General features: G+C 60.5%; 12 protein-coding genes. 5 read left to right on the forward strand and 7 right to left on the reverse strand.

Translation table 11 applies throughout. The features are described 5' to 3' along the window. Nucleotides 1–131 precede the first annotated feature (131 nt). The 3 genes from EPK99_RS00190 to EPK99_RS00200 form a co-directional block, all read right to left on the reverse strand. Nucleotides 132–2231 (reverse strand): response regulator, encoded by a 2100-nt coding sequence (locus EPK99_RS00190; protein WP_128440629.1) that lies wholly within the window; start codon nt 2229–2231, stop codon nt 132–134. A 96-nt stretch (nt 2232–2327) separates the two neighbouring features. Further along, a complete protein-coding gene (locus EPK99_RS00195) occupies nt 2328–2576 on the reverse strand; it encodes a hypothetical protein (RefSeq protein WP_128440630.1) in 249 nt (82 codons plus the stop codon). A gap of 117 nt (nt 2577–2693) precedes the next feature. Beyond that, nucleotides 2694–3914 (reverse strand): ROK family transcriptional regulator, encoded by a 1221-nt coding sequence (locus EPK99_RS00200; RefSeq protein WP_128440631.1) that lies wholly within the window; start codon nt 3912–3914, stop codon nt 2694–2696. 195 nt (nt 3915–4109) lie between these two features. Here EPK99_RS00200 and xylF point away from each other — a divergent pair, with 195 nt between their 5' ends. From xylF to EPK99_RS00225, 5 genes are all read left to right on the forward strand, one after another. Then, complete coding sequence (gene xylF, locus EPK99_RS00205) at nt 4110–5150, forward strand: D-xylose ABC transporter substrate-binding protein (RefSeq protein WP_128440632.1); 1041 nt, start codon at nt 4110–4112, stop codon at nt 5148–5150. Between the two features lie 160 nt (nt 5151–5310). Next, complete coding sequence (locus EPK99_RS00210; RefSeq protein ID WP_128440633.1) at nt 5311–6621, forward strand: sugar ABC transporter permease; 1311 nt, start codon at nt 5311–5313, stop codon at nt 6619–6621. A 14-nt stretch (nt 6622–6635) separates the two neighbouring features. Further along, nucleotides 6636–7418: an ATP-binding cassette domain-containing protein gene (locus EPK99_RS00215; protein WP_128440634.1), complete on the forward strand. Its 783-nt coding sequence runs from the start codon at nt 6636–6638 to the stop codon at nt 7416–7418. Between the two features lie 129 nt (nt 7419–7547). Beyond that, nucleotides 7548–8522: a L,D-transpeptidase family protein gene (locus tag EPK99_RS00220; RefSeq protein ID WP_128440635.1), complete on the forward strand. Its 975-nt coding sequence runs from the start codon at nt 7548–7550 to the stop codon at nt 8520–8522. Between the two features lie 78 nt (nt 8523–8600). Next, nucleotides 8601–9971, forward strand: coding sequence for a cytochrome P450 (locus EPK99_RS00225; RefSeq protein WP_128440636.1), 1371 nt, complete (start codon nt 8601–8603; stop codon nt 9969–9971). 2 nt (nt 9972–9973) lie between these two features. Here the strand turns inward: EPK99_RS00225 and EPK99_RS00230 are convergent, their stop codons facing one another. From EPK99_RS00230 to EPK99_RS00245, 4 genes are read right to left on the reverse strand one after another with little or no spacing between them, the layout of a single operon-like run. Continuing rightward, on the reverse strand, nt 9974–10855 hold the full coding sequence (locus EPK99_RS00230) for a dihydrodipicolinate synthase family protein (protein ID WP_128440637.1): 882 nt from the start codon (nt 10853–10855) through the stop codon (nt 9974–9976). A gap of 29 nt (nt 10856–10884) precedes the next feature. Further along, entirely contained in the window at nt 10885–12504 is a 1620-nt protein-coding gene (locus EPK99_RS00235) for an ABC transporter ATP-binding protein (protein WP_128440638.1), read from the reverse strand. After that, nucleotides 12497–13420: an ABC transporter permease gene (locus EPK99_RS00240; RefSeq protein ID WP_128440639.1), complete on the reverse strand. Its 924-nt coding sequence runs from the start codon at nt 13418–13420 to the stop codon at nt 12497–12499. The genes EPK99_RS00235 and EPK99_RS00240 overlap by 8 nt, the downstream gene beginning before the upstream one ends. A gap of 10 nt (nt 13421–13430) precedes the next feature. Next, nucleotides 13431–14345 carry an ABC transporter permease gene (locus tag EPK99_RS00245; protein WP_128440640.1) on the reverse strand — a complete coding sequence of 305 codons (915 nt, stop codon included), beginning with the start codon at nt 14343–14345 and terminating at the stop codon, nt 13431–13433. Between the last annotated feature and the right edge of the window lie 15 nt (nt 14346–14360).

Consider the following 14360-nt stretch of genomic DNA (forward strand, 5'->3'; position numbering starts at 1 on the left):
TATGTAAACAAATCGTTGACGTGTTTCTAGCGCCGACATGGTTAACAACCCGTTAACGCGACTTCCCAAAGGTAAACGTCGCAGGCTTGCGCGGGGGTGGAGAAGGAGCGCTTTTGGCGCATTTCTTCGGTTTAATCGGCCGTTGCAACACGCCACAGCGGGATGACGTTTTCCGCCTTGCGGTCGCGATCCTCCATGGCACGGACAAGCGCATACCGTAGTTCGTCGGCAGTGAACGGCTTCGACAACACGGGCACGCCTGCTTTCGCCCCGGCCTCCAGATCTTCGCTATAGCCTGTCATCAAAGCGAACCCGATGGCTGGGAACCTCCGGCGGACCTCGTCGCGCAACTGCAGCCCGTTCATCCCCGGCATCATGACGTCACTGAGGACGAGATCCAGATCCTGTGCGCCGTCGAGAATCGCAAGCGCCTCCTGACCGCTGCCAGCTGCGGCAACTTCCAGCCCCAACTCCTCCACGCCGAGTCGCGCGGCCTGCAAGGAGGCTGCATTGTCGTCCACGATCAGCACTTTGCGAGGCAGAAATGGCGCCGAGGCCTCAGGTGAGGCCGCAAGGACCGCCTCGCCCGAGGCGCGCGGAAGATAGATGCTGATGGACGAGCCGCGGCTATCGCCGTTCGCGGCCGTGGCCATGCCGCCGGAGCGCTCCGCAAAACTGTAGACCTGCGTAAGACCAAGGCCGGAGGCAGCCGCTCCCTTCGTGGTGAAAAACGGCTCGAATACCCGGTGCACATATTGCCTGGGAATCCCAGGCCCATCATCGGAGACTGTAATGACAATGCCAGGCCCGACTAGTTTCTTCGTCTCCGCGAAGAGGTCTTGAACATTACGCGCCTTGATCGTCACCCCGCCGCCGCTGGCCATGGCTTCACGCGCATTGGTGACAATGTTGATCAGCGCGGTGGTGAGTGCCTGTGGGTCGATCGTCACGGGCCACAGATCCCGATCAATCGCCATATTGAGCGTGACATTATCCAAAGCCGCCTGCTGAAATAGCTTTTCGGCGTCTCCGATGGGCTTTTGCAGAAGGATGGTTTCCGCGCCACGATTGGAGCGTCGAGAGAAAGACAATAGCCGCTGAGTCATGGACTTGCCACGATCCACAGCCTCCACCATCATGTTCAGTACCTGATCGAGCCGCTTTTCATCGTTGCGTCTGCGACGAATACTTTCGACCCCGGACTGGAAAACCATCAGCAGATTGTTGAAGTCGTGCGCGACACCACCTGTCAGTCGCCCCAGCGCGTCCATCCTTTGCCAATTGGCAATGGCGGCTTCCTCTATGCGCCGCGCCCGCAATTCGCGGACGAACAACCAGATAGCGAAGGAGGAGAGCACGGCTGTCAACATGACGATGAGAACTAGAAAGCGGAAGCTTTGGGCACTCAAGGCCTGATATTGTCCGAGCGGCATTCCCAGCGTGACCCTCCAGGGCAGCCCATCAACCTTGGCAGAATAGGATTGCAGCTCCTCCCCATCCGCCATCTGCGTCAGACCGAGGCCATCGAAAACAGGCGTCTTCCTTAGTGCAGCAACCGGGCCGCCGACGAAATCGACATTCCCGACGCTCGACGCCAGAAGCGTGCCGCTTTCGCTCTCGATCCAGGCCGCCCAAGTCACCGGAAGCCCGTTCGACCGAAGCACATCCGTCAATGTCTGCGCCGCTATGACCGCTGTCAGCCCGTAAACCGTCTTTCCGTCCCGGCTGACCGGCACCCGGACAGGAAAGGCAGCCAGACCACCCGGTCCGCGCACGACGTTGCCGATTGCAGGTTTGCCGGTATCGAAGACACGGTCGTTGCTGTCCGCCTCCACCACGACTGCGCCAGGGCCCGAATGGAGCGGCGGGTTCGACAATAGGATCCGTCCACGCGGATCCGTGACCCGAATGATCTGCCAGGCGGGAATGCGCATGCGCATGCGCCCGGCGAGTTCGAGGAAATCGCGTCGGTCGACCGGCGGATCGAGCCGGGGAGAATCGGACAGCATGGTCAGGAGCTGTATCTGCATGGACACTTCCTTGGAAAGTGCCGCGGCCGCATAGCCTGCCCGCTCCCGCAAGACCTGTTCAAGCGTCGCTTTACGCGCTTGGATGACATAGACGTCAATCACGCCCGATATGATCGCAACCGGGATGAGCGCCGCCAAAGCCAGCAGCAGGAACGGCCGCGACTTTGCCATAAGGCGCTGTTTGTGATCGTTGGGCGTCATCGATCGATTCGTGCTGCTTTCATCGAGATCGAACCTTAAGCCGAGACGCCCGTTTGGCAAACTTCTTCGGCAGAATCACCCATTGCCCTGAAGCACCTATGGCCTGTGCGCGGACTTGTCGTTCATGGCAACCAGTTCCGAAAGCGCCTTGTGCTGGGCGACAGCTCGCCGCAGAAGAGGCACGGTGTCATTGCCCTCACGGAAGAGGTTGATCATCACCGCAGCCGCTAAACCAAGGTCAGGGCTATCCTTTGCAAGCCCATGTTCCTGCTGCCATTCCTCCAAAACTGTTTCGATGATTTCCAGTTCCACAGGACCGAATGTCGTTTCAAGGAATGGACGCATACTGTTAAGGCTCCTCATGCAAAGCGCGTCATTTGGTGGACGGCCCTGCCCTTTCAAGGGCCTGCCAAGTTTTCGTGAAGAGTGACGAGGAAGACGATTTTCACGCTGAGGCTTAATTCAGGAAGCCGCCTGACGCTGCCGGCCGGTGAGGTGGAGCACTTCTTGGTCTACCCTGGAGAAGGCAACGATAAGGTGGCCTTCAAAGACCAGGGCTGGCTCATCCGGCACTACGGTCAAAGACGGGATCCCTTCCAGCCGGGCCACCGCCGTCTGCGCCAGTCCCTCCCCCAGCCCGTCCTGCAGAAGATCATAGTGGCGCGTGCCGGGCCCGGTCACGAAAATAGGCATCGAACCGTAAAGGCTGAGCAGTCGCGACAGCCCGTTGCCAAGCGCGATCCCTGCTTGGCGAAAAGCCATCCTTGCCATCCTATGGCCCTGGCGGGCCTGACTGGCGATTTTCTCTATCTCGCTCAGCGGAACGAACTTCGACGGAATGCGGTCAGTCGGCGCCTCGAAGGCTGCCCTCAGGATGGCGTACAACCCTGCATAAGCCTCGATGCAGCCGCTTGCCCCGCAGCGGCAAAGGGCACCATTTGCCGTGTGCAGCATATGCCCGAAATTCGGCGCGATGATCTCCGGGCTACCGGAACTCGCCAGCCGAGATACGCCGAGGCCGATGCTGTGCCCAAGAGACAAGGCAGCGAGGTCGGTACCGCCCTTGCTCATGCCGAGCCTGCGGGACAGTGCTGTCGCGACCAGCAAGGTCTCGTTGTTCAACACCACCGACGCTTCCCAGTCTGGCTTAAGAAGATTGGAAAAATCCACAGATCGCGCGCCGAAAACCGGCGACCATACAAGGCTCGGCAAGCTCGGATGCACAAGCCCTTTGCTGCTGATGGATACGAGCAGCACCTGGCTCCGATCTATCCTGGATCGGGATAAGGCCCGTTCCAGCGCCGCCGATATGGAGGCGAGGAAGAGGACCGGAGTATCCTCCCGTCGAGGTTCCACAAACCGGTCGAGCAGTGTTCCTGCATAGTCCACGAGCGAATACTGGATGACATCCGACGAGACCGTCATCACGATCACATAGCCGCAATTTCGTCGCTGGCTGAACTGGACGCGGGGCCGCCCACGGCCGGAGATAGCCTGCTGCTCGATCCGTTCGATGATGCCCGACCGCTCCAGCTCCGCCGTGATTGCGGACACCGTCGCGGAAGCCAGCCGAGTGGTTTCGCAGATTTCCGTATGCGCAAGCCGTCCATGGCGCCGCAGAACCGACAGCACCAAGGCGCTGTTCTGCTGCCGGACCAGCTCCGAACTCGATTTAGCAAGCATTGCTTACGCCGCCCTTCTCGGCACCTCGATAGCCTATTCATGAAGCTATTTCGACTGCCGATTGACAGTATCTCCGATCTCTGACATCTAATTTCTCGACTGTCGAGAAAAAGCGGGAGGCGCTTTGGCTGGCAGATTTTGGCGGAAGGGGGAGCAGAGGCTTTTGGCCCGTTCGCCGTCAACTGGGAGGACAATATGAAATCGATCGTAAGGTTGATGGCCGGCGCGGCCATCCTTGTTTCCATGCAGACCGCATCCATGGCGGCTAATCTCGTCGTCGGCGTTTCCTGGTCCAATTTCCAGGAAGAGCGTTGGAAGACGGACGAAGCCGCAATCAAGAAGGCGCTCGATGCGGCCGGCGCGAAATACATCTCCGCCGACGCACAATCTTCGGCTTCGAAGCAGCTGACGGACGTCGAATCTCTGATCTCCCAAGGCGCCAATGCGTTGATCGTCCTTGCCCAGGATTCGGACGCCATCGGCCCGGCCATCGAAAAGGCAACCGCGGAAGGCATTCCGGTCGTCGGCTACGACCGCCTGATCGAAAATCCGGACGCCTTCTACATCACCTTCGACAACAAGGAAGTCGGACGCTTGCAGGCGCAGGGCGTCTTCAAGGTCAAGCCAGAAGGCAATTACGTCTTCATCAAGGGCTCATCCGCCGACCCGAATGCCGATTTCCTCTTTGCCGGACAGATGGAAGTCCTGAAGGCGGCGATCGACGCCGGCAAGATCAAGAATGTCGGCGAAGCCTATACCGACGGCTGGAAGCCGGAGAACGCTCAGAAGAACATGGAGCAGTTCCTCACCAAGAACAACAACAAGGTCGATGCCGTCGTCGCATCCAACGATGGCACCGCCGGCGGCGCGATCGCGGCACTAGATGCTCAAGGCTTGGCAGGTTCCGTTCCTGTCTCCGGCCAGGACGCCGACAAGGCGGCCCTGAACCGCGTGGCGCTCGGCACCCAGACGGTTTCAGTCTGGAAGGACTCGCGCGAACTCGGCCGGAATGCTGCTGAAATCGCTCTGGCGCTCGCCGGCGGCAAAAAGCTGACCGAGATCAAGGGCGTACAGGTGTTCGAAGGCGGCCCCAAGAAGCGGAAGATGCAGTCCGTCTTCCTGAAACCGCAGGCAATCACCAAGGACAACCTGAACCTTGTCATCGATGCCGGCTGGATCAGCAAGGCGGAAGCCTGCCAGGGCGTCAAGGCCGGCAGCGTTGCCGCCTGCAAGTAAGCGGTAAGTCGCTAAATCTCACAGTATGCGGCGCCGCAGCGTTTACGCGGCGCCGTCCTTCTGCAGGAAAGGCTCGGCTCGCCCTGAGCCAGCCACGGAGTGCACGGGCGGACCACATGCTGCCCCGCGCTCCCGCTTAAACGGGTAGGAACGGCGAAACATGGCCGATACGACGCATTCCACGACATCCGGCGGAGCAAGCCAGACGGGAAATCCCGTTACGCGCTTTTTCCGTGCCACCGAGATCGACACCCGCATGCTTGGCATGATCGGCGCCTTGCTGATCATCTGGATCGGATTTCACATCCTGACCGGCGGCCTGTTCCTGACGCCTCGAAACCTCTGGAACCTGTCGGTGCAGACGGCCTCGGTTGCAGTCATGGCGACGGGGATGGTGCTGGTCATCGTCACCCGAAATATCGATCTCTCGGTCGGCTCCATCCTCGGGTTCACCGGTATGGCCATGGGCGTCCTTCAAGCGCGGCTGCTGCCGGAATGGCTCGGCTTTGACCACCCGGCAATCTGGATCATCGCGCTTGCTTGCGGACTGGTCATCGGCGGGCTTATCGGCGCCCTGCATGGATTGATCATCGCCTTTCTCGGCGTCCCCTCCTTCATTGTTACCCTCGGAGGCCTTCTCGTCTGGCGCGGCGCAACCTGGTTCGTGACAAGCGGCCAGACCGTGGCGCCCATGGATGTGAACTTCCGCCTAATGGGCGGCGGCACCGAAGGCTCGATCGGCGCCACCTGGAGCTGGGTCGTCGGCATCATTGCTTGCCTTGCCATCGCCATCGCCATCATCAACGCCCGCCACCAGCGCAAGCGCTTCCATTTCCCGCGCCGGCCCATCTGGGCGGAATATTTTCTGGTTGGGCTCGGTTGCGCGGTTGTGCTCGGCGCCGTGATGATCGCCAATGATTACTACTGGCCAGTCAACATCGCCCGCCGCTACGCCGAGGCCAACAACATCGCCTGGCCGGAGGGCGGGCTGCTGATCTCGCAGGGGATCGCCGTGCCGGTACTGATGGCGATCGCCGTCGGCATCGTCATGACCTTCATCGCCACCCGCTTGCGCTTCGGCCGCTATGTGTTTGCCATCGGCGGCAATCCGGAGGCAGCGGAACTTGCCGGCATCAAGACCCGCTGGGTGACAGTCAAGATCTTCGCGCTGATGGGCATACTCTGTGCCATCGCCGCCGCCATCTCTACCGCCCGGCTCAATGCCGCGACCAATGCGCAAGGAGAGCTCGACGAACTTTATACGATCGCAGCAGCCGTCATCGGCGGCACATCGTTGGCCGGTGGCATCGGTTCGATCGCCGGCGCCATGCTGGGTGCGCTCGTCATGCAGTCGCTGCAATCCGGCATGGTCCTGCTGGGCATCGATACCCCATTCCAGCGCATCGTGGTCGGCGCCGTGCTTGTCGTCGCCGTCTGGCTCGACACCGTCTACCGCGCCCGCGCGAAATAACAGGAGCTCCCATCGTGACGGACCAAACCAATCCGCTCGTGGAAATGAAGAATATCTCCATCTCCTTCGGCGGGATTCATGCGGTTGAAAATGCTTCGATCGATCTCTACCCAGGGGAAGTCGTAGCTCTCCTTGGCCATAATGGCGCCGGTAAATCGACGCTGATCAAGATCCTCTCCGGCGCCTATCGGCGCGACGAGGGCGATATCATGATCAATGGCGAGGCAGCCGATATCCGTACCCCACGGGATGCCAAGAAATTCGGCATCGAGACGATCTACCAAACGCTTGCCGTCGCAGACAATGTCGATGCAGCAGCCAACCTCTATCTTGGCCGCGAGCTTCAGACGAAGTGGGGAACGCTGGACGACGTCGCCATGGAAGCCAATACCCGCAAGGTGATGGGCCGGCTCAACCCGAACTTCAAGCGTTTCAAGGAACCGGTGAAGGCGCTCTCCGGCGGACAGCGGCAGTCGGTGGCGATCGCCCGCGCCATCCTGTTCGATGCGCGCATCCTGATCATGGACGAACCGACAGCTGCGCTCGGACCTCAGGAAACGGCGCAGGTTGGCGACCTCATCAAGCAATTGAAACAAGACGGTATCGGCATCTTCCTGATCAGCCATGATATCCACGATGTGTTCGACCTCGCCGACCGTGTTTTCGTGATGAAAAATGGCAAAGTCGTGGGCCAGGCCCGCACACAAGACGTCACAAAGGATGAGGTGCTGGGCATGATCATCCTTGGCAAGGTTCCGCCCGGTGCCACGCCCGGCCCCGGCGCAATGCGGGTTTAGCTAAAGACTGCGGCGCCGCGCCCGGGCAATCCAGGCCGCCAAAAGTGCTAACTTTGAGAGAGCACGGCAGGATCGCGCGTTCCGAAGACGTGAAGGGGAACCAAATTCCCCTCCGCGGTTTAAGCGGTTATGAACAAGACGATCTTCCTGACCTCTTCGCTGCTTCTCGCATTTTCCGGCGCCGCATCCGCTCAACAATTGACGCCCGACATGATCAACACGGCAGCCGTGGCTGCTGTGCCGACCGAGTCGCCAGTCGGCCCTCCAAAGGCCGACCCAGCCGTTATCCACCTTCAGGTCCTGCTTGATCGGGCCGGCTCTTCTCCCGGCGTCATCGATGGCTTCTATGGTGCCAATGTCAGCAAGGCTATTGCCGGGTTCGAAGCGATGCAACGACTTCCCGTCGATGGAAAACCTGATCCCGATGTCCTTGCCCGGCTGACCGAAGACGGACCGGCAATCAAACCGTACAAGATTTCCGAGGATGACCCCAAGGATCTGGTCGATGCTATCCCTAAGGATTACGCCGAGCAGGCAAAAATGAAGCATCTGGGTTATACGCGCATGACCGAGAAGCTCGCCGAGCGCTTCCATATGGACGAGGATCTTCTGAAAATCCTCAATGCGACATCGGCATTCAAGCCGGGTGACACGATCTCGGTCGCTGATCCTGGTGCTTCGCAGGAAGGAAAAGTCAAGCGGATCGAAGCCCGTAGGAAGGCAGGGCAGATCGTCGCCTTCGCGGATGACGGATCGATTCTTGCGGTGTACCCGGCCACGATCGGGAGCGAGGAGATGCCTTCCCCTTCCGGCACTCACAAGGTGAACGGTGTCGCGCGCATGCCGGTCTACGAATACAATCCCAAGATCAACTTCCAGCAGGGCAAGAATAAGCAAAAGCTCACGCTGCCGAGCGGCCCCAACAATCCAGTCGGCACGGTGTGGATCGACTTGTCGGAGCCGACCTATGGCATCCATGGCACGCCCGAGCCCTCCCTCATCGACAAATCGGGATCGCACGGCTGCGTGCGGCTTACCAACTGGGATGTGGAGGAACTGTCCCGCATGGTGAAACCCGGCGTGGTCGTCGATTTCATCGACTGACACATGGCTGGCCTCTTTTGCGCCACGAAGCCGTGACTGTTTCGAGGGCCAGTTTTCTCATATCCAAAGGAATTACGGATGGATGCCCGTACCAATGGCTCGACAAGCTTCCCATTGACGAAGCACTCGACCGCAAGAGCTTTGCTGACGATGATCGACAATCCGCTGGATGCGCTACCGCCGGCGGTGTTCAGCGAGCCGATCGTCTTTACCCGCCAGGTCGGTAGCCTCAAGGTCTACCTGAGCGATCCAACCCTAATTCACGAAACGCTCGTCAAGAATGCTGATCGCCTTATCAAGGGTGATCAGGTCAGACGCATTCTTGGGCCGGCGCTTGGTCAAGGTCTGCTAACGGCTGACGGCCAGCACTGGAAATGGCAACGGCAATCGGTCGCGGCCGCCTTCCGGCATGAAAAGCTCCTCGATCTGCAGCCGGCCATGCTTACCGCAGCGGAAGACACCAAAGCTCGCTGGGTCCAGACGGACGGCAAGCTTCTCGACATCGGCCATGAGATGATGCGAACCACCTTCGACATCATCGTCCAGACCATGTTGTCGGGCGGTCATGGCATCGACGTCGCGAAAGTAGAGCGAAGCATTTCCGACTATCTCAGCCCCAGTGGCTGGACTTTCGCTCTCGGAACGATCGGAGCCCCTGACTGGCTTCCCTATCCGGGTCGCTCGAAAGCGCGTGCCGCCGTCGCATTTCTGCGCTCCAGTCTGGCGGCGGTCATCGCCAAACGCCGGCAGACGGGCGATGTGACGCACGACCTCGTCTCCATGCTGCTCGCGGCATCCGATCCTGAAACTGGCCGGACCATGACCGACGAGGAGATCATCGACAATCTGATGACCTTCATCACGGCCGGGCACGAAACGACGGCACTTGGACTGGCTTGGACTTTTCATCTTCTGGCCCAGCATCCAGCCGAAGAGGCAAAACTGGTGCATGAGATCTTCGAGATCACCGGAGGCGGCCCGGTCATGCCTGAACATGTTGCCCAATTGACCTATACGCGGCAGGTCTTTTCGGAGGCCATGCGGCTTTATCCGCCTGCCCCCATCATCACGCGCACGGCAACCGAGGCGTTCCAGCTGGACAAATACCTTATTCCGGCTGGCAGTGTTTTCTTCATACCGATCTACGCGGTGCATCATCGGGCCGAAATTTGGCCGGATCCAGAAACCTTCGATCCGGGACGATTCGACCCCGAAAAATCGCGCGCGCGGCATCGCTATGCCTATATGCCTTTCGGAGCAGGGCCTCGGGTCTGCATCGGCAACGCCTTCGCGTTGATGGAAGCCGTTGCCGTTCTGGCCGTGCTGCTCCAGTCGTTCCAGCTGTCCAACCGCAATACGAAGCCGCCAAAGCCGGTGATGAAGGTGACATTGAGACCGCGACCAAACCTGATGATGGTCGGCAGGCGGAGGCTCCAACCCGCAGCCTGAGCCTAAACGAGTTCGTGCTTGCGCAGGAGCGCGCGGATGTTCTCGTCCTGCTCGGTATTCGGCAGCAGGGCCGGCTGGCGGCTGGCACCGACGGATTGGTCCTGCAAGTAAAGCGCCCGCTTGACCATGGCCGGCGCAAAGCCGAGTGCATAGAGATCTGTCCGGAAGTTGGTGAAGCGCGTCTGCTGCCGCTCTGCTTCTGTCAGATCGCCCGCGTTGAAGGCGCTGATAATTCCGGAGAGAACGTCAGGCATGGCGTTGCCGAGCCCGGAAATGCAGCCGGCCGCTCCGTTCTGCAATGCCCACAGCACGAGGTGGTCTGGGCCGGAATAGACCTCGAAGCCGGGATTTTCCCTGGAGACCTGAAGATAGGCTTCCAGTGTCTGCTGCGCCCCGCCCGAATCCTTGATCCCGGCGATATTTCCATGCTGGGCAAGCTTGGCGGCAGTCTCTGGCTCGATATGGTTCTGGGTACGTGCCGGGATGTCGTAGAGATAGACAGGTGTCTGCACCGCGTTCGCCACCGTCGAAAAATGCCGGATCAGTCCATCCTGCGTGCAGGCAATGAAGAAAGGCGTGATGACCGCGATCCCGTCCACGCCGATGCGGTCGAACTCGCGGGCAAGCTTCAGGGTTTCGAATGTCGCAGGCATGCCCGCATTGACGATGACCTTCGCCTTGCCGCCAACCTCCGCGACAACTTCCTCCGTCAGCCGAACCTTCTCCTCGTAGGTCAGGGCAGTGAAGTCGCCATTCGTGCCCGCGCACATGATGTTGTTGCCGGCAGCCACCTGGCGGCGAACCTGCGCACGGGTGGCCTCATAGTTGATCGTCTCATCCTCGTTGAAGCAGGTGACGAGCGCGACGAAAGCGGACTTGGACATTTTAAAACTCCAATGGATCGGTGTAAGCCTTATGAGGCCCGTTCGAGGCGAGCAGCGCGGTGCGCAGCCTGGACATCAGGGTCCGGGTCGAGGCTCGCGGCGAACAGAGCCCGCGTATAGGCTTCGCGGGGAGTGTCGAAGACCTGGGTGACGGTTCCCATTTCCACAACTTCACCCTTCCGCATGACCATGACGTAGTCCGCGAAATCTCGCACCACAGGCAGATCGTGGGCGATGAAGATGAATGAAATCCCCATGTCGCGCCGAAGCTGGTCCAGAAGCCGGATGACCTGTGCCTGCACGGAAACGTCCAGGGCCGACACGGCCTCGTCGCAGACGATCAGCCTCGGCTCGAGCGCAAGAGCGCGGGCAATGGCGATGCGCTGGCGTTGGCCGCCTGAAAACTGGTGCGGGTAGCGGCCCATATGGTCCGCTGAAAGCCCGACCTGCACCAGCAGTTCGGCAACGCGTTCCTGCCACTTCGCTTTCGGCAGAATATCCGGGTGAATGGCCCAGGCTTCGGAAATGAGCTGATAGACGGTCATGCGGGGGTTGAGCGATTGCGTCGGGTCCTGGAAGACCATCTGCAGTTCTCGGCGCAGCTTGTAGAGTTCCGCTGGCGACAGTTTGAAAAGGTCCCGCCCCTTCCAGTGGGCGCTGCCGGCATCCGGCTCATCGAGCCGCAGCAGCATGCGCGCCAGCGTCGATTTTCCCGATCCGCTTTCGCCGACGATCGCCAGCGTCTCGCCTGCTGCAAGGTCAAAGGAAACGCCCTTGAGAGCGTCGAAGGCGCCGAAGCGCTTGCGCACGTCCCGCACCACGAGAAGCGGCTCGGCCTTGACTGCCGGCCGGTGCATCTCACCTTTTCCGGGCGCAGCCGCAATCAGCTTTTTCGTATAGGGATGGCTCGGGTTCTTGTAGACCTCGCGCACCGTGCCGGATTCGACCAACACGCCCTTCTCCATCACTACCACGCGATCGGCGATTTCGGCCACGACGCCGAGATCGTGGGTGATGATGAGGACACCCATGCCGGTTTCCCTCTGAAGCTCCTTTAGCAGAGCAAGCACTTCCGCCTGAACTGTCACATCGAGCGCGGTCGTCGGCTCGTCGGCAATCAGCAGGTCCGGCCGCAAGGCAAGCGCCATGGCGATCATCACGCGCTGCCGCTGACCGCCGGAGAACTCATGCGGATATTTGCCGACGGCATGCTCCGGTTCGGGCAGCCCCACGCGCCCCAGCAGCCGCAGCGTCTCGGCTTCAGCCTCCTGCTGCGCCATGCCGTGGGTCGTCATTGCTTCGCGGATCTGCCAACCGACCGTGTAGACCGGGTTGAGGTGGCTGAGCGGGTCCTGGAAGATCATCGCGATCCGTTTGCCGTTCACCTCGCGCCGGTCGTTCGGCGCCATCGTCAGGAGGTCCTTGCCCTCGAGCAGAATCTCGCCGGAGCTGATATGGCCGGGCGGCATGTCGATCAGGTTCATGATGGCAGAGGAGGATACGGATTTCCCCGACCCGCTTTCGCCCAGGATCGCAAGCGTCTCGCCGCGGTCGAGATGATAGGAGATGCCGCGCACCGCATGGACGACTCCGGCCGCCGTGAAGAAATCGACCGAGAGATTGCGCACTTCGAGCAGATGATCAGCCATTCTTGCGGCCTTTCATTTCGAGCCGCCAGCGCTGCACCGGGTCCAGCGCAATGCGCATCCAGTTCGACAGGAGATTGAGCGACAGGGTGGTGAGGATGATGGCGAGCCCTGGCCAGAAGGACAACCACCAGGCGTTCGTCAGGTACTGCCGGCCTTGCGAGATCATCAGCCCCCAGGTGATTTCCGGCGGCTGGATGCCGATGCCGAGGAAGGACAGTGCGCTTTCCGCCAGCATCACATAGGCAAAATCGAGCGTCGCAAGCGTCGTCAGCGTCGGCAGGACCACTGGCAGGATATGCCGAAATAGGATGCGTCGGCTGGAGGCACCCATGACCCGCGCCGCCTGAACGAACATCCGCTCCTTGATTTCCAGCACTTCCGCCCGCGTGGTGCGCAGGTAGACGGGGATGCGGGTGATGGCCAGCACGGCGACGAGATTGAGAATGGAGGAGCCGAGCAGAAACAGCACGATGACCGCGATCAGCAGCGACGGGAAGGACATGATGACGTCGGCAAGCCGCATGATGACCTGGCTGACGCGAGGCCCCGAAAAGCCGGCGATCAGGCCGAGGAACGTGCCGACCACGGCCGACATCACGACAGCGCCTGACGCGACCATCAGGGTATTCTGGCCGGCGACGATGATGCGCGCCAGAAGCGGACGACCGAGCGCATCGGCGCCGAGCCAATAGACCCATTCCCGGCCCCAGTCGAAAGGAGCAAGGTTGCGGCCTCGCAGATTCTGCTTGCCCGCCAGCTCGCCCAGCCAGTCGGGACCGATGACGGCGAGAACAAGCACAATGATCAGGAAGATCGCTGCGACGAAGGCGAACTTGTCCGCCCACAGCATGCCGAACACTCGTTTCAGGAAGGGCTGTTCGGGAATGATGAGTGGATCGGTGCTGGAAAGGCTCAATGGTCTCTCCTCAGTGTCGGATGCGGGGATCGAGCAGCGCATAAGCAAGATCGATCAGCACGTTCATGATAAAGATAGCGATAGCAGTGACGAGGATCGCCGCCAGCACCACGTTGAAGTCGCGCTGCAGGATGGAATCGATCATCAGTTTGCCGACGCCGGGAAAGCCGAAAATGGTTTCCACGATGACCGCGCCGTTGAGAAGGCTTGCCGCCTGGTCGCCCATGACGGTGATGACCGGCAACATGGCGTTGCGCAGCGCATGCACAAAGATGATCGGGCCGGCCTTAACGCCTTTGGCGCGCGCCGTCTTCACATAGGCAGACGAGAGCGCGCCGATCATCGAGCCGCGCACCACCTGAACGATGATCCCGAATGGTCGCACGAAGAGCACGGCGATCGGCAATATCCAGTGGAGGACGGAACCGGTGCCCGATGTCGGCAGCCAGGCAAGCTGGATGGAGAAAACGACGATCGCGACGATAGCCAGCCAGAAATCCGGCACAGACGCACCGATCAGGGAGATCATCGAGGAGAAGCGGTCGAAGAACCCTCCGGAGCGGAAGGCCGCAAGTGAACCGACGACAATCGCAGCAACGGCCACCAGCGACATGGTGATGGCAGCAAGCCAGAGCGTCCAGATGAAGGCTTCGAGCACGACGTCCAGTGCCGGCCGTGCCTTACGCAGGGATTCGCCGAGATCACCCGTCATCACGCTGCCGACATAGTGACCGAACTGAACGAGCAGCGGATCGTTGAGGCCGTGAAGTTCCCGGAACTGCTGCTTCATCTCGGCAGACGCTTCCACCGGCAGGAACAAGGCCGCAGGATCGCCGGTCAGCCTCGAAAGAAAGAAGACCAGGACCAGCAATCCTATCAGCGAGATCAGGCTGGAGAGAGAGCGTTTGCGAATGAAACTGAGCATGTCATCCTCAAGTCG

Source organism: Neorhizobium lilium, assembly GCF_004053875.1.
In the GTDB taxonomy this organism is placed as follows: Bacteria; Pseudomonadota; Alphaproteobacteria; order Rhizobiales; family Rhizobiaceae; genus Neorhizobium; species Neorhizobium lilii.

Excerpts from the sequence above, each read along its gene's own strand:
- xylF (WP_128440632.1), top strand. The coding sequence starts at position 4,110 with ATGAAATCGATCGTAAGGTTGATGGCCGGCGCGGCCATCCTTGTTTCC.
- EPK99_RS00225 (WP_128440636.1), top strand. The coding sequence starts at position 8,601 with ATGGATGCCCGTACCAATGGCTCGACAAGCTTCCCATTGACGAAGCAC.
- EPK99_RS00200 (WP_128440631.1), bottom strand. The coding sequence starts at position 3,914 with ATGCTTGCTAAATCGAGTTCGGAGCTGGTCCGGCAGCAGAACAGCGCC.
- EPK99_RS00190 (WP_128440629.1), bottom strand. The coding sequence starts at position 2,231 with ATGACGCCCAACGATCACAAACAGCGCCTTATGGCAAAGTCGCGGCCG.
- EPK99_RS00195 (WP_128440630.1), bottom strand. The coding sequence starts at position 2,576 with ATGCGTCCATTCCTTGAAACGACATTCGGTCCTGTGGAACTGGAAATC.
- EPK99_RS00245 (WP_128440640.1), bottom strand. The coding sequence starts at position 14,345 with ATGCTCAGTTTCATTCGCAAACGCTCTCTCTCCAGCCTGATCTCGCTG.
- EPK99_RS00220 (WP_128440635.1), top strand. The coding sequence starts at position 7,548 with ATGAACAAGACGATCTTCCTGACCTCTTCGCTGCTTCTCGCATTTTCC.
- EPK99_RS00230 (WP_128440637.1), bottom strand. The coding sequence starts at position 10,855 with ATGTCCAAGTCCGCTTTCGTCGCGCTCGTCACCTGCTTCAACGAGGAT.
- EPK99_RS00210 (WP_128440633.1), top strand. The coding sequence starts at position 5,311 with ATGGCCGATACGACGCATTCCACGACATCCGGCGGAGCAAGCCAGACG.
- EPK99_RS00235 (WP_128440638.1), bottom strand. The coding sequence starts at position 12,504 with ATGGCTGATCATCTGCTCGAAGTGCGCAATCTCTCGGTCGATTTCTTC.